Source organism: Clostridium moniliforme (genome assembly GCF_017873235.1).
Taxonomy (GTDB): Bacteria; Bacillota; Clostridia; order Clostridiales; family Clostridiaceae; genus Clostridium; species Clostridium moniliforme.
In genome coordinates this window covers 1-20626 of sequence record NZ_JAGGJZ010000014.1, presented here as the reverse complement: position 1 = coordinate 20626, position 20626 = coordinate 1, and the positions used below count along the sequence as shown (strand labels likewise).

Annotated in this window: 19 protein-coding genes and 1 pseudogene; 3 read left to right on the top strand and 17 right to left on the bottom strand. The window is 25.9% G+C overall.

The features are described from left to right. From J2Z53_RS12325 to J2Z53_RS12310, 4 genes and pseudogenes are all read right to left on the bottom strand, one after another. Positions 1-212 (bottom strand): annotated as a pseudogene (locus J2Z53_RS12325) (ornithine carbamoyltransferase); the annotation flags it as partial. A gap of 63 nt (positions 213-275) precedes the next feature. Beyond that, positions 276-1517 (bottom strand): arginine deiminase, encoded by a 1242-nt coding sequence (arcA, locus tag J2Z53_RS12320; protein WP_209797783.1) that lies wholly within the window; start codon positions 1515-1517, stop codon positions 276-278. A gap of 494 nt (positions 1518-2011) precedes the next feature. Then, positions 2012-2995, bottom strand: a complete 984-nt coding sequence (locus J2Z53_RS12315; protein WP_209797782.1) for a calcium/sodium antiporter — start codon at positions 2993-2995, stop codon at positions 2012-2014. Positions 2996-3018: 23 nt separating this feature from the next. Continuing rightward, entirely contained in the window at positions 3019-3318 is a 300-nt protein-coding gene (locus J2Z53_RS12310; protein ID WP_209797781.1) for a metal-sensitive transcriptional regulator, read from the bottom strand. A 163-nt stretch (positions 3319-3481) separates the two neighbouring features. Between J2Z53_RS12310 and J2Z53_RS12305 the strand changes: the two genes are divergently transcribed. Together J2Z53_RS12305 and J2Z53_RS12300 are read left to right on the top strand one after the other, a co-directional pair. Beyond that, positions 3482-5038, top strand: a complete 1557-nt coding sequence (locus J2Z53_RS12305; protein WP_209797780.1) for an ABC-F family ATP-binding cassette domain-containing protein — start codon at positions 3482-3484, stop codon at positions 5036-5038. A gap of 138 nt (positions 5039-5176) precedes the next feature. Continuing rightward, positions 5177-5851 carry an HAD family hydrolase gene (locus tag J2Z53_RS12300; RefSeq protein ID WP_209797779.1) on the top strand — a complete coding sequence of 225 codons (675 nt, stop codon included), beginning with the start codon at positions 5177-5179 and terminating at the stop codon, positions 5849-5851. A gap of 51 nt (positions 5852-5902) precedes the next feature. Here J2Z53_RS12300 and J2Z53_RS12295 read toward each other — a convergent pair whose 3' ends face one another. From J2Z53_RS12295 to J2Z53_RS12255, 9 genes are all read right to left on the bottom strand, one after another. After that, positions 5903-6655 carry a MurR/RpiR family transcriptional regulator gene (locus tag J2Z53_RS12295; RefSeq protein ID WP_209797778.1) on the bottom strand — a complete coding sequence of 251 codons (753 nt, stop codon included), beginning with the start codon at positions 6653-6655 and terminating at the stop codon, positions 5903-5905. 216 nt (positions 6656-6871) lie between these two features. Next, positions 6872-7552 carry an ABC-2 transporter permease gene (locus J2Z53_RS12290; protein WP_209797777.1) on the bottom strand — a complete coding sequence of 227 codons (681 nt, stop codon included), beginning with the start codon at positions 7550-7552 and terminating at the stop codon, positions 6872-6874. A 1-nt stretch (position 7553) separates the two neighbouring features. Then, the gene (locus tag J2Z53_RS12285; protein WP_209797776.1) at positions 7554-8186 is read right to left on the bottom strand and encodes an ABC-2 transporter permease; all 633 of its coding nucleotides are present in this window, start codon (positions 8184-8186) and stop codon (positions 7554-7556) included. Positions 8187-8188: 2 nt separating this feature from the next. Then, the gene (locus J2Z53_RS12280; protein WP_209797775.1) at positions 8189-9058 is read right to left on the bottom strand and encodes an ABC transporter ATP-binding protein; all 870 of its coding nucleotides are present in this window, start codon (positions 9056-9058) and stop codon (positions 8189-8191) included. Positions 9059-9078: 20 nt separating this feature from the next. Next, positions 9079-9450, bottom strand: a complete 372-nt coding sequence (locus J2Z53_RS12275) for a GntR family transcriptional regulator (RefSeq protein WP_209797774.1) — start codon at positions 9448-9450, stop codon at positions 9079-9081. A 175-nt stretch (positions 9451-9625) separates the two neighbouring features. Next, a complete protein-coding gene (locus tag J2Z53_RS12270) occupies positions 9626-11302 on the bottom strand; it encodes a cell shape-determining protein (RefSeq protein ID WP_209797784.1) in 1677 nt (558 codons plus the stop codon). Positions 11303-11607: 305 nt separating this feature from the next. Continuing rightward, complete coding sequence (locus J2Z53_RS12265; RefSeq protein WP_209797773.1) at positions 11608-13347, bottom strand: C40 family peptidase; 1740 nt, start codon at positions 13345-13347, stop codon at positions 11608-11610. A 145-nt stretch (positions 13348-13492) separates the two neighbouring features. Further along, on the bottom strand, positions 13493-14278 hold the full coding sequence (locus J2Z53_RS12260) for a dimethylarginine dimethylaminohydrolase family protein (protein WP_209797772.1): 786 nt from the start codon (positions 14276-14278) through the stop codon (positions 13493-13495). Between the two features lie 146 nt (positions 14279-14424). Then, positions 14425-14994, bottom strand: a complete 570-nt coding sequence (locus J2Z53_RS12255; RefSeq protein WP_209797771.1) for a hypothetical protein — start codon at positions 14992-14994, stop codon at positions 14425-14427. Positions 14995-15141: 147 nt separating this feature from the next. Here J2Z53_RS12255 and J2Z53_RS12250 point away from each other — a divergent pair, with 147 nt between their 5' ends. Next, the gene (locus J2Z53_RS12250) at positions 15142-15522 is read left to right on the top strand and encodes a hypothetical protein (RefSeq protein ID WP_209797770.1); all 381 of its coding nucleotides are present in this window, start codon (positions 15142-15144) and stop codon (positions 15520-15522) included. A gap of 50 nt (positions 15523-15572) precedes the next feature. Here J2Z53_RS12250 and aspS read toward each other — a convergent pair whose 3' ends face one another. From aspS to J2Z53_RS12230, 4 genes are all read right to left on the bottom strand, one after another. After that, complete coding sequence (gene aspS / locus J2Z53_RS12245) at positions 15573-17363, bottom strand: aspartate--tRNA ligase (protein WP_209797769.1); 1791 nt, start codon at positions 17361-17363, stop codon at positions 15573-15575. A 58-nt stretch (positions 17364-17421) separates the two neighbouring features. Next, on the bottom strand, positions 17422-18672 hold the full coding sequence (gene hisS, locus J2Z53_RS12240; RefSeq protein ID WP_209797768.1) for a histidine--tRNA ligase: 1251 nt from the start codon (positions 18670-18672) through the stop codon (positions 17422-17424). A gap of 11 nt (positions 18673-18683) precedes the next feature. Further along, entirely contained in the window at positions 18684-20111 is a 1428-nt protein-coding gene (locus J2Z53_RS12235) for a coproporphyrinogen III oxidase (RefSeq protein ID WP_209797767.1), read from the bottom strand. A gap of 9 nt (positions 20112-20120) precedes the next feature. Beyond that, positions 20121-20626 (bottom strand): MBL fold metallo-hydrolase (locus tag J2Z53_RS12230; protein WP_209797766.1); only part of this gene is annotated, 506 nt, incomplete at its 5' end.

Here is a 20626-nt window from a genome sequence, read left to right as displayed (position 1 = left end):
TCTTCAGCTGCTCCACATTCGAAAGCACATCTTGTTCTTGTTGATGTTTTTTCAAATAATAATACAACATTTTTTCCTTTTAAAGAATCTCCTAATATTCCTGCTCTCTTTTTTGCCTTTAAATCACGAGAAAGGTCTAAAAGATATCTAATTTCTTCTGGTGTAAAATCCTTTAATGTTAAAAAACTTCTTCCTTTTAAATTAACTGCCATTTTTATTCCTCCTAAACGCTGTAAAATTTATCTTAATTTATAAATAATATCTATAATTATTTATTATTTTAAATCTTCTCTAACTAGTGGCATTGACATACATCTTGGGCCACCTCTACCTCTTGATAATTCAGATGATGGAATTACATGTAGTTTTATTCCATGTTCTTCTAATAAGGCATTTGTTACATAGTTTCTTGAGTAAACTACAACTTCTCCTGGTGCTATTGCAAGAGTATTTGAACCATCATTCCATTGTTCTCTTGCTGCGATGATTTCATCTCCGCCACCACATTTAATTAATGTAACTTTTCTATCTAAATATTTGCTTAAGATATTTTCTAAACTATCTACTTCTTTTACAGTTTTAAGTGCTCCTTCATTATCTGGATCTTTAGTTATTGCATAAACATTTAAAGGTCCTACTATTCCTGGGTGAACTGTGAATTTATCATAGTCAACTTGAGTAAATACTGTATCTAGATGCATGAATGCTCTAGTTACTGGTATTTGGAATGCAAGTACTGTCTTAAATGTTGCATCTTCATTAAATAATAATTTTTTTGCTAATTTTTCAACTGAAGCTGAATCAGTTCTTTCAGATATACCTATAGCTACTGTATCTTTTGATATTATTAATTCATCTCCACCTTCTATTGAAGTGTTCTCATCTCTGTTAAACCAGAATGGAATGTCCTTATCTTTAAATCTTGGATGATGATTAAATATATATTTAGCAAATATTGTTTCTCTATTTCTAGTTTCAGTTCTCATATGGTTTAATGAAACTCCATGTCCAATTGTTGCAAATGGATCTCTTGTAAAATAAAGATTTGGCATTGGATCACATACAAATGGATAAGTGCTGTTTACTAAATCGTATAAAGAATCCCGACTATACTCTTTTAATTCTTCCTTTCTAACACCAGCCATCATCTTATCAACCATAGCTTTGTTTTCGAAACTTAAGAAATATTTAGTTAATGCTTCTTTTAAAGATTCACTTTCTACTCCAGCTTCATCAATAAATTCACTGATAAATTGTGCCTTTACTTTTTCATCAGTTGCAATTGCTTCTGCTGCAAGTACTTCTAAGTAAAGAACTTCTACACCAGCATCTCTTAAAGTTTGTGCAAATGCATCATGTTCTTCTCTTGCTATTTTTAAATATGGAATGTCATCAAATAATAATCTGTCTAATAAATCTGGAGTTAAATTTTCAACCTCTTCTCCAGGTCTATGCAGTAATACTGTTTTTAATCTTCCGATTTCTGATGTAACATTTAAAGCTCTGTTCCCCATCATAATAATCACTCTCTTTCCCTTATTTTTGTAAAGATTTTGTGTACTTTTTAAAATTTAAGTGAATTATTCTTTACAATTGTTACTATAATAAAAAATTTTATTATTATCAAGTGCTGTTCTTTTATAGTATTGTATACGATTTACAAGTTTATTCATTAATTTTTTTGATATTTTTCTCACAAATTCTTTATTTTAAGATAATTTCTTATTTTTTGATATATGTAAAATATTTATTTGTTATTTTTTTATGAATAAATTATGTATAAAATACGAATAACTTTTTTTTATTTTTTATTTAAATTTTATCTATTTTTAATAGATCTTAATTATTTTTGTAAAATAAACTCTTAAATTCACTAAATCAACAGAATGTATTTTATAATTTATTTTAATAATATAACAAATAATCTATAATCAAATATTAAAAAGCATGTCAAATCATACTTTGACATGCTTTATTTATATTTTTATATAAATATTCAAAATTTATCTTTCTAATTTCTCATAATTATATAAGAAAGATATGTTGCATAGAATATTATTAAAATTGTTCCTTCTAGTCTATTTAATTTTTTTATTTTCTTATCTTTACTTAAAAATATAATTAATCCAATTATTGCAGTAACAAATATTAAAAAAATTAAATCTATATAAAGATTTCCTAAAACAATTATAGGATTTATAGTTGATGATAACCCTAATATTAAAAGTATATTAAATATATTAGAGCCTAACACGTTTCCTATAGCAATCTCTGACTCTCCTTTAAGTGCAGCAACAACTGATGTTACAAGTTCTGGAAGAGATGTTCCAACAGCAACTATTGTAAGTCCAACTAACTTTTCACTCATTCCAATAGAATATGCAATATTTGTAGCTCCATTTACAACTAGATTTCCACCTAAAATAATTCCAATTACTCCTACAATTATTTTTATAATATTTAAACCTACTTTTATTTCTTTATTTTTTAAATTTTTATCATCTTCATAAATAACTTTATTTTTAATAGCACTTTTAATTAAAAATATTATGTATATAATACATAGGACTAATAGAATTAATCCATCTATTCTTGATATTTTTCCATTAGATCCATTAAATATAAATCCAAATGAAATTATATAAAGTAATATAAGAACTAATATATTAACTAAAAAATCTCTTTTTACCAATCTTTTATTAATTATAAGAGGACTAGCAACTGCTGTTCCTCCAAGTACAACTAATGTATTAAAAATATTTGACCCTAAAATATTTCCTATGGCAATACCATTATTCCCTTGGAATGCTGATATTGAACTAACTGCAAGTTCTGGCGCACTTGTACCTAATGATACAATTGTAAGTCCAACTATGACTGAAGGTATTCCTATCTTTTTAGCTATATTTGATGCCCCACTAACAAATATATCTGCCCCTTTTATTAAAAGAATAAATCCTAAAATTAAAATAAGTACATTTGTAAAAATATTCATCCCTTTCTTCTCCTTTATATAACTTATTTGACAAAACTATTTATTTTTTTAACTAAAACCTTTATTTTCTTTTCTTCCTCAGAACCTTCCTTAAACCCTAAACAATTTATTGCATAATTTTCTATAATTAATCCACCAACATTATTTATTGCTGATCTTATTGCAGCTACTTGGACAAGGACATCTCCACAACATGCATCTTTCTCCATCATACCTTGTATTCCCTTAACTTGCCCTTCTATCCTTCTAAGTCTATTCATTATATCTTTTTTAAGCTTTTTATTATGCTCATCAAAATTTATAATATCTTTATTTTCTTCCATATTTTCAAAAGCCTCCTTATACCTCCCGGTGGTATTTTCTTATTATTTTATTTTACATTATTTCTTTACGTTTTAAAAGGTATTAATATTCTACACTTTTTCTTTACAAAATATAATTGTACCTTTAAACTTTATTTGTATAACAAAATTTTAGGAGGATTAAATGAGTATAGTTACTGTTAAAGAGATGAGCCATGGCTTTGGTGATAGAGCTATTTTTGAGGATGTTTCCTTTAGACTTTTAAAAGGAGAACATGTTGGACTTATAGGTGCAAATGGGGAAGGTAAGTCTACTTTTATGAATATTATTACAGGAAAGCTTATGCCTGATGAAGGAAAAGTAATTTGGTCAAACAATGTTAGAGTTGGATATATGGACCAACATGCTGTTTTAAATAAGGGAACTTCTATTAGAGATGCCTTAAGAGAAGCCTTTAGATATCTTTTTGATTTAGAATCTGAAATGAATTCTCTTTATGAAAAAATGGGAGAAGTTTCAGAAGATGAATTAAATAAAATGCTTGAAAGAACTGCTGTTATTCAAGATATGCTTGATAACAATGGTTTCTATTTAATAGATGTAAAGGTTGATGAAGTTGCAAAGGGGCTTGGACTTCTAGATTTAGGACTTAATACAGATGTTGATGACTTATCTGGTGGACAAAGAACTAAAATACTTTTGGGTAAGCTTCTTTTAGAAAACCCTGACATATTACTTTTAGATGAGCCTACTAACTACTTAGATGAAGAACATATAGAATGGCTTAAAAGATATCTTCAAAATTATGAAAATGCTTTTATACTTATATCACACGATATACCATTTTTAAATTCTGTAATTAATTTAATATATCATGTAGAAGAAAGAAAGCTTACAAGATATGTTGGAGATTATGATGAGTTTAAAAGAAAATACGATGAAAATAAAAAAAGACTTGAAATAGCTTATGAAAAACAACAAAAAGAAATTGCAAGACTTGAAGATTTTGTAGCTAGAAATAAAGCAAATGTTGCAACAACTGGTATGGCAAAATCAAGACAAAAAAAATTAGATAAAATGGAAAGAATTGAACTTACAAAGGAAAAGCCAAAACCAGAATTTAATTTTAAATATTCAAGAACTTCTGGTAAAACAATTTTTGAAACTAAGGACCTAGTAATTGGATATGATTCTCCTCTTACAAAACCTCTTAACCTTTATATGGAAAGAGGACAAAAGATTGCATTAGTTGGTGCAAATGGTCTTGGTAAGTCAACTCTTTTAAAAAGTTTACTTGGAAAGGTTAAGCCTTTATCTGGTGAAGTTACTTTAGGTGATTATCAAAACATAGGTTACTTTGAACAAGAGGATAGATCTGATAACAATAATACTTGTATTGAAGAAGTATGGAATGAGTTTCCAAGCTTTACTCAATATGAAATAAGAGCTGCCCTTGCAAAATGTGGACTTACTACAAAACAACTTGAATCTAAAATAAGAGTTTTATCTGGTGGTGAGGCTGCAAAAGTTAGACTTTGTAAAATTTTAAATACTGAAACAAATATACTTATATTTGACGAGCCTACTAATCACTTAGATGTAGATGCTAAAGATGAACTTAAAAGAGCTTTAAAAGAATATAAAGGATCTATTCTTTTAGTATCTCACGAACCTGAATTTTATAATGATATAGTAACAGAAATTTGGAACTGTGAAGATTGGACAACAAAAATAATATAAGTTAATTAAATGAGTTAGGTTAAAATCTAACTCTTTTTTATTAAATAAAAATAATTTTTAATTTAATATAACATTTTATCTATATTAAAATTACTTTGATATAATATAAATATAAAAATTATATAAGGAGATTATACTATGGAATTAAAAGGCGTAATTTTTGACTTTAATGGTACTCTTTTTTTAGATGCCGAAAAACATAACATAGCTTGGAAGGCTTATTCAAAAGAACTTAGAGGCTATGAATTAACAGATGAAGAACTTGATGTTCATGTTCATGGAAGGACAAACAAAGCTATTCTTGAATATATTTTAAATAAAAAATTTAATGATGATTCTTGGGTTGAATTTTCTGATAAAAAAGAAAAAGTATATAGAGATATGTGTCTAAAAGATAAAGAAGGCTTTAAACTTACAGAAGGTGCAGAAGATTTATTTGACTATTTAAAAGCTAATAATATACCATTTACAATTGCAACAGGTTCTGAAGAAGTTAATGTAAAATTTTTTATAGAAAATTTCAACTTAGATAAATGGTTTAATAAAGAGCTTATAGTATTTAATGATGGGACAATTAAAGGTAAACCTGATCCAGATATGTACTTAAAAGCTTGTAAAAAACTTAATTTAAAACCTGAAGAATGTATTGTGTTTGAAGATTCTTTATCTGGAATAGAAGCTGCTAAAAGAGCTAATATAGGTAAAATAATCGCTTTATCCCCTAAAAATAAAAAGACTACTTTTAATTTAAATAATTCAGTTGATTCTGTAATTTCTGATTTTAATACTTTTGATAGAAGCATACTAAAATAAATAAAAAATCCTGCTTAAAGATTTATTCTAAGTAGGATTTTTTATTATATACTATATTTTTTTTCTATATTTTTCTACAAATTTATTTATTAATACATCTATAGCTATATGCACATTTAATCTAGTATCAATATTTATATCGGTATCTTTAGGATATCCTGTATAAATAACATATTTACACAATCTTTCAAAGGTTGACCCCCTTGACTCTGTTATTAAAACTACATCTACTCCCTTTAGGTTAGTTTCAACTAAAACTTCTAAAAGTTCTGGTGTTTCACCACTTCTAGATATCATAAAAACAAGATCTTCATTTCTTTTTAAAATTTTACTGGACAATCTCATAAATCTAGAATCATTATGTTCCTCTGCTGGTATTCCTAAAAGTTGCAATTTTATTTTAAACATTTTTGCTAAATAATTGCTCATTCCCATACTATAAATAGTGATTTTCTTACATTGTGCTATCTTATCTATAATCTCTTCTTGTGGTCCATCTAAAACAAGCTTATAAGTTTCTATTATAGAATTTATATATGAATTATCTGAAAACTCCATTTTATCTGCATTAATTTTATTCTTTTCAAAATAATCGTCTTTAAATTGTACAAAACTTTTATATTCTAGTTTTTTAGAAAGTCTATGAACTGTACTTGTACTAGTTGAAAATTTTTCCGCTATATTTTCTATCGTAAAAGTTTTATAAGTAAACTTATCTCTATTTTCTAGTAATTCACGTAATAAATCTTTTTCTAATCTAGTTAAGTTTTTAGTATATGTTGATATTCTTCTGTGTAAATTCAAAATTTTCACCTCTCCCACAAAAAAATAATTTATTTTAACTTAACTCTATCATAAAATTACATCTTAATCACTTTATAACTTCATTATATAGAGAATTTTATCCTTCACTCTTTATATCATTGAAAAATTTGTCAAAAATGATCGAATAGATAATTTTTAATATTAAAAAAACATTTAAAAATGTGAAAAATAATATATAAAAAATTTATCTTTTTATTATAATTCTATAGCTTTATATTTCCTCAATACAATTTTTATTAAAAGTAATACTCCTAATATTGTAATAAAACTTATTAATATTAAAACAACATTTAAATTCTCTAAATTAAATGTGAATTCTTCTAAATACTTAGAAATGCTATCTATTACATTCATAAATACTATAATTATTAATACTGGAACTATTCTAGCATAAAAAGTCATCCTACTTTCAGGCTTTAATAAATTCATATATAAATTTACTAAAGAAGTTATATAAAATAATATAAATATTACTAATGTAAATCTTATTTCATTTACTATATTAATATTTTCATAATTGGAATATATAATTTGAAATATTAAGTTAGGTATTTCATATATTATAAATATTACAATTGGTATAATACTTTTACTAATAACAATTTCTTCTTGTTTTATTGGCAGAGATTTAATTAATATATTTAAATTATTCTTTCTTCCAAAGGATTTTGCAATTATATAATTTATACTACAGCTTAAAAATAATAGCATATAAATAAAATAATATATATTAAATTTCTCATATAATTCAATATTAGATATGTTTTTATTATTAAAATCAGTTAAAAAATATCCAAAAAGAATTATTGTAAAGATACAATATATAATATAAATTTTTCTTTGTATTTTTATATCATTTAAAACAAGCTTAATCATATTATTTCACATCCATTCTTTTATACATAAAATCAGTTGCTACAAAAGATATAAAGAAAACTATTATAGATACTATAAAAAATGGTAAACTAAACTTATTTATAATATTTGTTATTGACATTTTATCTATATTTTTTAAATTATCCATTATTAAACATAATATAGAAATTGCAAACCCAACAAAAATAATATTAGCTATTCTATAATATTTATAACTTAATATTATAAATATAGGTTCAATTATAGATATATATATTAGCTCCATAGCTGAGATAATTATAACTATTTTTATATTTAACTCTATTTCTGGATTAAATATTAACCCTAAAACTTTATATAAAATATAACAAATTGAATTAACTAAAATTACATAAATTAAAGCACTTATATATTTTGATATAATATAGTCCCTCTTTTTTATTGGTAGTGAGTTTACATATACATTAAATTTACTTCTTTTTTCTACTTCAATAGTTGTTAAAACAAGGAAAAATATTATAAATCCTCCTGAAAAATATACTCCTTGAGAACCTCTATTTGATAAAAATATAATTGACATAAAAATCAATGCAAAAGCAAGACTTTTAATAAATTTCTTTTGAACAAAAAATTCTACTTTCAATAAATTTCCCATAGCTAAATCTTCTCCTTTTTTGAATAATATACAATAATATCATCAAGAGTTGCTCTCTCAAATATAAGGTTATCAAAATTTCTATTTAGCTCTTCACTATTTTTAGTTAATCCTTCAAAATTGTATTTTGATTTTCTAGTTCCAATTAAATATTTTCTTATATTGTCATCCAAAACTTCTATTGGTCCTTTCACTATAAAATATTCTTCTAAAAGACTATCTTTTTCTATTGAAAATTCAACTTTTCCATTATTAATAAATGTTATATAATCTGCTAATTTTTCTAAATCAGATGTTATATGTGTTGAATAAAGTATTGAAACTTCCTCATCTCTTATCAAATCAAATAAAACATCTAAAAGTTCACTTCTAAATACAGGATCAAGCCCTGATGTAGGCTCATCTAATATTAAAAGTTCTGCATTATGTGAAAGTGCAATAGCTAATGAAAATCTAACCTTTTGCCCCTTTGATAACTCTTTTATCTTCTTTTTACCATTTAATTTAAATTTATCTATATAAAATTTAAATTTATCTTCATCCCACTTAGAATAAAAAGGTGCTATAAGCTTTTTATTTTCATTTATTGAAAAATCCTCATAAGCATAACAATCATCATAAACAAATCCAATTTTATTTTTTATTTTAACTTCATTATCTATTAGATTTTCTCCAAATATTTTTACCTGTCCTTTATCTAATTTAATTAAATTCATTATTGCTTTTATTGTTGTTGTTTTCCCAGCTCCATTTGGTCCAATAAGTCCCATTATAAAACCTTTAGGAAGATTAAAACTTATATCATCTAGCAAAAAATCTTTATATCTTTTTCTTATATTTATAATTTCTAATGCATTTTTATATTCTTTCATAAAATTCTCTCCTTTACCTTTTAAATTTCCTTTAATGTTTTAAGCATTTCTATTAATTCCTCAAATTCCAATCCAATACTATTAGAAATATCTATAGCTTCTAGTAATTTATCCTCAATTTCCTTAAGCTTTTCTTCCTTTAATAACTCTTTATTTTGAGGAGCAACATAAGAACCTTTGCCCTTAACTGTATATATGTATCCTTCCTTTTCAAGTTCCTCATAGGCTCTTTTAGTTGTTATTACACTTACCCTAAGGTCTGATGCCAAGTTTCTTATTGAGGGTAATAATGTATCCTCCTTTATTTTTGCTGAAATAATTTCATCTTTTATAGCTTTTAAAATTTGTTCATATATTGGTGTTCTTGATGTGTTAGAAATAATAATATTCAAAGTTTCACCTCTTTTAAATTAATCTTGACTGTGTATATACTGTATATACTCTATATACACAGTATATATTTTTCTATATATACTTGTCAATAATAATTTAAACTATATATTTCCTTTTAATTTTTAACAATAAAAAAAACCTCCATAGACAATTATCTATAGAGGCTTTTAAATATTATTCTTTTTCTATATTTTCTTTTGTTTTATTTTCTTCTTTATAAACCTTATTATCCTTAGGAGTTGTATTTATATTTTTAAATGAATTCACTATTATATATCTACTATCTCCTACATTCATATATTCTATTTTAACTTTATCTCCCACTTTGCTTAAAGCAGCTTCCCTTGAAGTTTCTGTTGATACTGAATAAATGTTATCAGATCCTTTAAGTTTTATATCATAAATACTAGATCCTTCTTTAACAACTAATCCTATTCTTTCAATTTCACCTTCAACTTTTTTGGCATTATTACTTCCTTCTAAAGAAATATTTGTATTTGTTAATACTTCTAAATATTTATTCAATGTAGATTGAAGTGAATCTCCAACTGAAACAGTATTATAGTTTTTAACATTAACCATAGCATAATTTTTTACTAAGCCATTTGCATCCTTTAACGTCATAAAATATGTTGGTTCATTTTGAATATTTATTAAATAAGGAAATGTTGCAGTATATTTATATTGCTGAACCTTACCTTCTGCTGATTTCATTGCTGCAGTTTCTGTTGCTCCTGATGTTTTATACATTGTTGTCTTTCCATTTCTAGTATTAGTTAAAGTAAATCCAACTAAGCCTTCATCATTTCCAACTGAAGTTATTCCAGTATAATAATAACATTCATTATTGTTATAAATTAAATTCATTCCTTCTGTTGATACTAATTTATCCTTATCACTAAAATTAAATACTCCATGAACTAATTTACCCCATTTATCAATATAATTTTTAATAAATTTATCTGGTTGAATTCTATCAACCCACTTTGGCATATTTTCAATATCATATATTTCTGATTTACCAGTTTGAGCATCAATAATTAAAGCTCCTATAGCTTTAGCTTCTGTTATACCAACTCCTGTATCATACCTTGTAATAACCCAGTAAGGATTTCCGCTATCATCTAATTCAAATGTATAATCTGTATGTGCAGATTTCATATCTCTTAAGAAAGCTGCTCTATCTAAATCAGTTAATAAATAAGATGATGGTAAATATTTTATTTTAAGAGGTTTACCATTAACTTCAGTTACAAGTTGAACATCATTTTGATTAGTAGCACTAACCTTTACATACCCTGGTGTTCCTTTATGATTTGAAATCCACTTAAATAATGATGAATGTTCAAGTGGTGCTACATAATAAAGTTCTCCATTAATACTTTGAAGAGTTAAATCTCCAACATAAACCTGACTACCAAGACTTGGTATCTCCCCTAACTTTTTATCTGCTAATTTATCTGCTAGTTCTTTATCTATTGTAGGTAATTGCTTTAAATCAATATGCTTTATTTGACTTGAAAATTCTACACCATCTACAGTTCCAATTAAATTTCTATGTGCCTTATAGCTTATTAATGGACTAAAAATTATATTAAGAATAAAATATAAAGCTATTCCCAATACACCGAAAGTAATATATCTTTTATTTAAATGAGTAATTCCATAAATAATACTACATAATACAAAAGGAATAATAAACGGTAAAAAGCTTATTGAAATATCTAATATTAATTTACTCTGTACAAATAATATTATTGCCATAATTAAATATGAAATTATAAGCCATTTTAAATATCCTTTTAGTGATGAATCTTTTTTCTTAATGAAATTATCCTTTTTTTGCTTCATCTTCGATATAAAATCAAAAATATTTGAAAAATCTCCCCTATTATCCATATCTTAAATTCTCCTTCTTATTTAAACTGTTTATATTATATCATAATGTGATAATTAATACTATATACAATTAAAATTTATTCATTTTTCTTTAAAATTTTATTTATTTTTAGTGAGAATTTATGATATAAATTTAAGTTTTATAAGTATAGAAAAATAATATAAAGTTAATAATAGATAATTTTAATAATTTATATTTTTTAATAAATCAAAAAAGAGTTTTAAGTTTCTTACTAAACTTAAAACTCTCTATATTCTTATTTTAAAATTCTTCTAGCTCTTCCTATTTGACTCCAAGGAACATTTGCTATTTTTACATAATCATGAGAATGTGGTGCTTCTAACCATTTTCCATTTCCTATATACATACCAACATGTCCAAGACTTCTATAAAATAATAAATCTCCTGGTCTAACATCATTTAATGAAACTTCTCTACCAGCATTTATTTGATCATAAGTTGTACGTCCAATATTTATTCCAACTTGTCTAAAACCCCAGTATAATAATCCAGAACAATCAAATGCTCTATATCCATTATTTATATATTTTGATGGAATATTATATTTTCCAGCTGCAGCTTCTCCTGGGAACATTTTTTTAAACATTCTTAAACTATCATGAGTTATAAACTCACCACTACCTCCCCAAATATATGGAGAACCAATTTGAGCTTTTAATATATTATATACACTTTCATAAGATGCAGATGATGTAGATGAACTTCCTGATGAATTAGCTTCATTCTTATTAATTAATTTAATATAATCTGAACTTGCATATCCAACTTTTTCATTTGCATTTACTTTATACCAACTACCATTTCTTTCTGTAATTTTAAATGTTTCTCCAGGGAATAAATATCCAACTACTGAACTATTTGTACTTGGACCTTTTCTTAATCTTAGACTAGTTGAAACATTAACAACCTTTCCATATTCACTTACAGATTGTCCTGATGAACTACTAGAATTATTTCCACTATTATTACTATTTCCTTGTCCAATTACACTTACATAATCTTCGTGTACATATCCAGTACTTCCATTATGTTTTATTTTATACCAACTACCTGATTTTCCTAATATATCAAATGTTTGTCCTTCTAACAAATATCCGATTACTGAACTATTTGTACTTGGTGCATTTCTTATTCTTAAATTTGAAGTTATATTAACAACCTTTCCTTTACCTTTTTCTTGTACTTCATTATTATCGTCACTACTTGAACTGCTACTATTACTTCCTTGTCCTAAAATTCTAACATAATCTTTGTGTACATATCCACTATGTCTATTTGTTTTAATTTTATACCAATCTCCTGATCTTCCAGTAATATCAAATTTTTCTCCATTTGATAAATAACCTACAACAGAATGATTGGTTCCAGCTCCACTTCTTATTCTTAAGCTACTTGTTACATTAATAACTTGTCCAACTTTTCCACCTAAATCATTATCAACATTATTATTAGTTGAACTACTTTCACCAGCTGGTTTTACATACTCACCATAAACATATCCTATACGTCCATTATGTTTAATTTTATACCAATCTCCTGATTTTTCTATTATATCAAAAGTGTTTCCTTCATATAAGTATCCAATAACAGAATGGCTTGTACTTGCCCCACTTCTTATTCTTAAACTGCTTTCTACATTAACAACCTTTCCTTTACCTTTAACCTTTTCAGAACTTGAATTATTAGATCCCTCTTTTATATATTCATTATATACATAGGCTGTTTTTCCTTCAAAATCAATTTTATACCAGTCTCCTGATTTTCCTTTTATATTTACTTTATCTCCATTACGTAAATATCCTAAAACTTCTGAACTGGTACTGGATTTAGCTCTAACTCTAAGAACGCTTGTTACGTTTACTACATGACCTGATGCTTTATATTCATCAGCATGAGCAACTGTATTATGCATTAGTGTAGCTCCAGTTCCAGCAGAGGTAGCTAACATTAAGGCTACAATTTTCTTCTTGTCCATTCTATCACTCCCATATGTTCAAATTATAACACTCTACATCTTAATTCTACTCTATTTTTCAAGATAATTAAAGAAATTTTTATTCTTTATGTAAATATTAAACATAATATAATTATTTATGAAGTTTATTAATGATTATGAATTTTTAAATCCTAATTGGTAAAGTACTACAACCAATTCCTCCCCCAACTTTTATTATTTCATCATATTCACAATAAAATACCTTATATCCTGCTTTTTTTAATATCTTCGTTACTTCCGTATCACTACATATTATTCTTTTCTTTCCGATAGATAAAATATTTGTTCCTAGATTATCTGCACTTTCTTTAGATATATAATAAATATTTTTTATTTCTTCTTCTATTTTATCACTATCATATACATATTTACTTAATATTGCTGACTTTTTGTCTAATACATTAAATACACAATCTAAATGAAGTTTATTTTCTGAATCAAATCTTATAGGTATAATTTTATATTTTAATCTATTATCTTCAACATATTTTGTTAATTCATCTATTGCATCTTCATTAGTTCTTTGACTTATACCTACAAATATTGTTGAACCAAAAACTATAACATCTCCACCTTCAATCTTATTTTCAAATACATAATGCTTAATTTTATTTCTTCTAACATGCTCCATAAGTTTTTTAGTTTCTTTTTTTCTATTAACAGATGTTAAATTGCATATAAATAAAGTATCTCCTAAAGAAAAACCTATATCACGAGTAAATACTTCACTACATCCACATTCTGTATTTAAAAAATAATATTTTATACCTTGTGATGAAAGGATATTAAGTAAATTATTATAATTATTAAATGCTTTTTCTATACAAAAAGTATTTTTATATTTATTATTAGGATTAATGATTTCTAAGTAACTTGGATATCTCATTAATACATATTTTATTTCTTTCATATTTTGTTCCTCTTTCGATATAATCTTACATTTATTTTTTCAAAAACTACTTGTTTTGTCAATGTTATTTTATTACTCTATAATATATAAAATAATTAATAGCACTCATAGTAAAAAGAGGGCATTTAAATTCCCTCCATCTTTAATTACTTTTCTAGTTCTTTTTCATCAATAGTATCTTTATCTTCATTATTGTCTGCTTCCTTAAAAGTACTCTTGTCTTCTAATTTATTAATTTTTTCATTATCGTTATCTTTAAAAATACTTTTTTCCTCTGATTTTTCTAATTCATCATCTTTTTTATTATTTAATATATTATCATTTACACTAGTTTCTTTTTCTGCTATTTCTTTTTTCTTAGAAATTTCTATTTTTTTTGCATAGCCTTGTGGTGGAATGGACTTAGTAATCTTTTTATCTAACTCTACTAAAACATAATCCCCAGCTTCAAAATTCATATCTCCCTTTTTATTGCAATTTTTATTAAACTTAGTATTTTTATCTACCCTAACAACTATTTTATCTTTATATATACCACATTCTTTCATATATCCATCTACAATAATTTTTACTTCTTTAGAATCATTGCACTTTTCTACTGAAGTAATTTTCCCAATCAATATTGGATTTTTAAATTCTGTTGCTGATGCTGAAAAACTAAATATTCCTACAAATAATACTGCAGTAATTATAACCTTTTCAAAAAATTTTTTCATACCATTTTGCCTCCTTTTTATAATACAAAAGGTATTTTATCTCAAAGTTTTAAAATTTATTCAAATAATTATTTTTAAATGGTTACTTTATATTTTCTATGAATATAATTTTAATAAGAGTAGTATTTAGGAGGCTATATTTAATATATGAATATTAAAAAATATGAATTATTTCAAAGGGGTAAATGTTTATTTCTCTATCTTTTAATTTTACTTTTTATAGCCTTTTTCATTACAGTAATCACAAATTTTATATATGCTGATGTATTTCTTATTCTTGGTTTAATAGCATCAATTATTGGAGGTTTTTCTTTATATGGAGAATCTCATATTGATAGTGGAATTAATTTTTTAGGTCAAAGCAATTCACAGTATATTTCAAAAGCTAATTTAGAAATAACTCATTATGAGAATGAATCTTTAGATAGGGCTAACAATGCTTTAAGAACAACATTACTTGATGTTAAATTTCATAGCTTTGAAATCATGCTATCAGGAATAATATTAATTATTCTAAGCATATTGTAAAGTTAAAAATTAAAGAAGGTGTCTTAAATAAACACCTTCTTTAAACATAATTAATCTTCTTTTTTTACATCAATTGAAATTCCAAGTTCTGAAAGTTGTTTTTCATCTACTATATTTGGAGCTTCACTTAAGTAGCAATATGCATTTTGATTTTTAGGGAATGCAATTACATCCTTAATGTTTTCAGTTCCAGCTAAGAACATTATCATTCTATCTAAACCAAATGCTAATCCGCCATGTGGTGGTGGACCAAATTTAAATGCTTCTAATAAGAACCCAAATCTATTCCAAGCCTCTTCCATAGTAAAGCCTAATGCTTTAAACATTCTTTCTTGAAGCTTTGTGTCATGTATTCTTATTGAACCTCCACCTAATTCTTCTCCATTTAATACTAAGTCATATGCTATTGATCTAACTTTTCCTGGATCTGTTTCTAAAAATTCTAAATCTTCTTCCATTGGTGATGTAAATGGATGGTGACAAGCTGTATATCTTCCTTCTTCTTCACTATATTCAAATAATGGGAATTCTGTAATCCAAGTAAAATTAAATTCATTTTTATCTTTAATTAAATCAAGCTTTTTAGCAAGTTCTAATCTTAATGCACCTAAACTTTGGAATACTACTGAATTTTTATCAGCAACAATTAAAACTAAGTCTCCCTTATTTGCATTAGCTTTATTTAAAAGATTTTCCATTTGTTCTTCTGATAAGAACTTAGCTATTGGAGATTGTATTGTATCATCTTCTTTAACTTTTATCCAAGCAAGACCCTTTGCTTTATATGTTTTAACAAATTCTCCAAATCTATCTATATCTTTTCTTCCAATTGTAGCTCCACCTTCAACACAAAGGCATCTTACTGATCCACCATTTGAAATAGCATCAGAGAATACTTTAAATTCAACATCTTTTACAGCTTCTGTAATGTCTTGAATTTTCATTCCAAATCTTAAATCAGGTTTATCTGAACCATAGCTTTCCATGGCTTCTTTAAATGTCATTCTCTTAATTGGAAGTGATACTTCATATCCTAATACTTCCTTAAATACATGAGCTATTAAACCTTCATTTAATTTCATTATATCTTCTTGATCAACAAAACTCATTTCTAAATCCACTTGAGTAAATTCTGGTTGTCTATTAGCTCTTAAGTCCTCATCTCTAAAACATTTAGTTATTTGATAATATTTATCAAAACCTGATACCATTAAAAGTTGTTTAAATATTTGAGGTGATTGAGGAAGTGCATAAAACATTCCTGGATAATTTCTTGAAGGAACTAAATAATCTCTTGCTCCTTCTGGAGTACTTTTAGTTAAAATAGGAGTTTCAACTTCTAAAAATCCATTATTATCCAAATAATCTCTAATTGCCTTTGATGCTTTATTTCTTATCATAAAAATTCTTTGCATATCTGGTCTTCTAAGATCTAAATATCTATATTTTAATCTTATATTTTCAGCTGCATCTAAATTTTCTTTTATATATATTGGTGGAGTTTCTGATTCTGAAAGAATCTTTATATCCTCACATTTTAATTCCACAAGTCCTGTAGGTAAATCTTTATTTGGAGCTTCTCTTAAAACTACTTCTCCAGTTACTGCTATACAATATTCTGGTCTAACTCCCTTTGCTTTTTCAAATACTTCTTCTTTAACGTCATCTCCAAAAACTACTTGCATTATTCCAGTTCTATCTCTTAAGTCAATAAACTGTAATCCTCCAAGTTTTCTGTTTCTTTGAACCCATCCCATTAAGGTAATATTTTTACCTACATGTTCTTCTCTAGGTTCACCACACATCATTGTTCTTTTTAACCCGCTAAGTGCTTCTGCCATATGTGATTCCTCCATATCTATTTTAATATATTTTTTGCAATTTAATCTTTAATTTATATTAAGCCTTTATGACTTCCTTTATCTTTTCTAAATCATCTATACTTAATTCAAATTGTTCTCCATCTTCCATTCTTTTAAATCTTGCAACTCTATTTAAAAGTTCATCTTCTCCTAAGACAACATTAAACTTTGCTCCAATTTTATTAGCATATTTCATTTCTGCCTTAAAACTTCTTCCTGCATGATTTATTTCAGAGCTTACTCCAATTTCTCTTAAAGCATGAGCTAATTTAAAAGCTTCTTTAGCTCCCTCGTCCCCTCTAGCTGCTAAATAAAGTTCTACTATAGGTTCCTTTGGAATTTCTATATTTTCCTTTTCAATTGCCATTATAAGTCTTTCTATTCCCATACCAAATCCAACTGCTGGTGTTTCTGGTCCACCAATTTCTCCAATTAGTTTATCATATCTTCCTCCACCACACACTGTAAAATCTGAATTTAATATTTCAAATATTGTTTTAGTGTAATAATCAAGACCTCTAACTATGCCTGGGTCTATATTATATTCTATTCCTAAAATATCTAAATACTCTTTTACTTTACTAAAGTGATCACTACATTCTTCACATATGTAATCTAATATTATAGGAGCATTTTTTGTAATTTCCTTACACTTATGTTCCTTACAATCTAATATTCTCATAGGATTTTTTTCAAATCTAGTTTTACAAGTAGGACATAATCCTTCATAATTTTCCTCTAAGAATTTTTTTAATGCCTCATTATATTTAGGTCTACATTTAGGACATCCTAAATTATTTATATTAAGGCTTAAACCTTTAAGTCCAATTTTCTTTAAAATAGTCATAGCAAGTGCCATAACTTCTGCATCTATTGAAGGTTTTTCACTTCCAAACATTTCAATTCCATATTGATGAAATTGTCTATATCTTCCTTTTTGAGCTTTTTCATATCTAAAGCAAGGAGTTATATAAAAGAGTTTAGTTGGTTGTGCTTCATTAAATAATCTATTTTCAATAAAAGCTCTAACTGCTGGTGCAGTTCCTTCTGGCTTTAATGTTATACTTCTTCCACCTTTGTCTTCAAAAGTATACATTTCCTTTTGAACTATATCTGTTGTTTCTCCAACTCCTCTTAAAAATAATTCTGTATGCTCAAATATTGGAGTTCTTATTTCTCTTATTCCAAAATTTTTTGATATTTCTCTAAATATATTTTCAACATAATGCCATTTATAAGCATCACTTGGTAACATATCCTTAGTACCCTTAGGTGCTTGTATTTCCATCTATTTCCCTCCTACTTATATAAAGTATCAAGTAATTTAATCTTACCTTCAACCATTTCGTCAATTCTTTTTACATATTCTCTAACATCTTTAACATTTGGAAATCTTTCTATTCTATTTTCATCTAAAAAGACAACTTTTGATACTGCATCAGCTCCAAGTGCTATTATTGTTTGAGTATCTTCTATCATTTGCATATTATAAATACATTCTTTACCTTCCTTTGCATAACCTAGGTTTTCCATATTTCCAACCATGTTTTTTTGTCTATACATGTAATATGCTCTAAGTCCTAAATCTTTGGCAAGGTCTTTACTTAAACTATACATTTTAGAAATTTCCTCTTGTCCTTTAATTCCAAGACCTTTTTTTAGTATAAAATTTTCATAAAGTCTTGAACCTCTTTTTAATGAAAGACCATGTATCGTTAAACTATCTGGTTTAAGTTTATTTATTTCATTAACAGTATTTTCAGCCTCTTTAATACCTTCTCCTGGGAGTCCAATTATCATATCCATATTTATATCATTAAATCCAAGTTTTCTTGCCATATTAAACTTTTCTTTAACATCTTCTACGGTATGATTTCTTCCAATTAATTTTAAAGTATCATCATTCATTGTTTGAGGATTTATACTTATTCTTGAAACATTATACTTTTTCATTGTATTTAACTTTTCTTCTGTAATTGAATCAGGTCTTCCACATTCAACAGTAAATTCTGAAATGTTTTTATCCCTTACAAATGAATTATAAATTTTATTCATTATATTTTCAAATTCTTCATTAGAAACAGCTGTTGGAGTTCCTCCTCCAAAATAAACTGTTTCTATATTTAAATTTTTATTATCTACATATTCTCTAATCTTTTCTATTTCATAAGAAAGTGCGTCTAAATAAGAAGTAACAAGTTTTTTATTTCCATAAATAGGATTGGAAGCAAAAGAACAGTATAAACATCTTGTTGGACAAAATGCCATTCCTATATATATAGCAATTTTTTCATGATTAATATTTACAAAACTTTCTTCACGCTTTGCAACATCAATACAAAGCTTTGCCTTTTCACTACTTGCTAAATATTTATCATTAAAATATCTTATTATCTCTTCTTCACTCTTTCCTTCGTTAAGAAGTTTTAAAGCGATTTTAGATGGTCTTATTCCTACTAAAGTTCCCCAAGGATAATCATCATTAGTTAACTCCTTAAGACTTTTAAATACTACCTTTTTAATTGAATCTTTTATATTATCATAGATTTTTTCTTCTCTTTCAAAGTTTTCTTTTTTAAATACAACCTTATCGTCATATATAGTTACCAAGTAATCAAAATTTTCTTCTTCTTTAAACTTTAACTCATCTAAAGGAAAATATAAATTAAACATTTGATATACATCATATCTATATTTTAAATCATTTAATCCTATATTAATTAGCATAGTTTCTCCTTAGTTTAAAAATGGATTATATTTCTTTTCATGTCCTACTGAAGTCTTTGGTCCATGGCCTGGATATACATTTATATCATCACCTAATGGTAATATTTTAGTTTTTATACTGTTTATTATCTTGCCAAAGTCTCCTCCTGTAAAATCTGTTCTTCCAATTGATCCTTTAAATAATGTATCTCCTGAAAATAAATTATTATCAATTAAGAAGCATACTCCACCTTCTGTATGACCTGGAGTATGAAAAACCTTAATTTTATGATTTCCAATAGAAAACTCTGAGTCTTCTGATAAAAGTCCATCAGGTTTTCTTATATTTCCAAATATATAATTATCACTTTCCATATATTTAATTTCACTACCATGTAAATAAAAAGGAATATTAAATATACTACTTAAATGCTCTACTGCTCCTACATGATCTAAATGTCCATGAGTTAATAAAATAAACTTTGGCTTTACATCTAAATCCTTTATTATTCCTTCAAGTCTTACATCATCTCCAC

Excerpts from the sequence above, each read along its gene's own strand:
- J2Z53_RS12265 (WP_209797773.1), bottom strand. The coding sequence starts at position 13,347 with ATGGACAAGAAGAAAATTGTAGCCTTAATGTTAGCTACCTCTGCTGGA.
- J2Z53_RS12285 (WP_209797776.1), bottom strand. The coding sequence starts at position 8,186 with ATGGGAAATTTATTGAAAGTAGAATTTTTTGTTCAAAAGAAATTTATT.
- J2Z53_RS12310 (WP_209797781.1), bottom strand. The coding sequence starts at position 3,318 with ATGGAAGAAAATAAAGATATTATAAATTTTGATGAGCATAATAAAAAG.
- J2Z53_RS12235 (WP_209797767.1), bottom strand. The coding sequence starts at position 20,111 with ATGCTAATTAATATAGGATTAAATGATTTAAAATATAGATATGATGTA.
- aspS (WP_209797769.1), bottom strand. The coding sequence starts at position 17,363 with ATGGCAGAAGCACTTAGCGGGTTAAAAAGAACAATGATGTGTGGTGAA.
- J2Z53_RS12300 (WP_209797779.1), top strand. The coding sequence starts at position 5,177 with ATGGAATTAAAAGGCGTAATTTTTGACTTTAATGGTACTCTTTTTTTA.
- hisS (WP_209797768.1), bottom strand. The coding sequence starts at position 18,672 with ATGGAAATACAAGCACCTAAGGGTACTAAGGATATGTTACCAAGTGAT.
- J2Z53_RS12250 (WP_209797770.1), top strand. The coding sequence starts at position 15,142 with ATGAATATTAAAAAATATGAATTATTTCAAAGGGGTAAATGTTTATTT.
- J2Z53_RS12280 (WP_209797775.1), bottom strand. The coding sequence starts at position 9,058 with ATGAAAGAATATAAAAATGCATTAGAAATTATAAATATAAGAAAAAGA.
- arcA (WP_209797783.1), bottom strand. The coding sequence starts at position 1,517 with ATGATGGGGAACAGAGCTTTAAATGTTACATCAGAAATCGGAAGATTA.
- J2Z53_RS12290 (WP_209797777.1), bottom strand. The coding sequence starts at position 7,552 with ATGATTAAGCTTGTTTTAAATGATATAAAAATACAAAGAAAAATTTAT.
- J2Z53_RS12270 (WP_209797784.1), bottom strand. The coding sequence starts at position 11,302 with ATGAAGCAAAAAAAGGATAATTTCATTAAGAAAAAAGATTCATCACTA.
- J2Z53_RS12305 (WP_209797780.1), top strand. The coding sequence starts at position 3,482 with ATGAGTATAGTTACTGTTAAAGAGATGAGCCATGGCTTTGGTGATAGA.
- J2Z53_RS12260 (WP_209797772.1), bottom strand. The coding sequence starts at position 14,278 with ATGAAAGAAATAAAATATGTATTAATGAGATATCCAAGTTACTTAGAA.
- J2Z53_RS12315 (WP_209797782.1), bottom strand. The coding sequence starts at position 2,995 with ATGAATATTTTTACAAATGTACTTATTTTAATTTTAGGATTTATTCTT.
- J2Z53_RS12255 (WP_209797771.1), bottom strand. The coding sequence starts at position 14,994 with ATGAAAAAATTTTTTGAAAAGGTTATAATTACTGCAGTATTATTTGTA.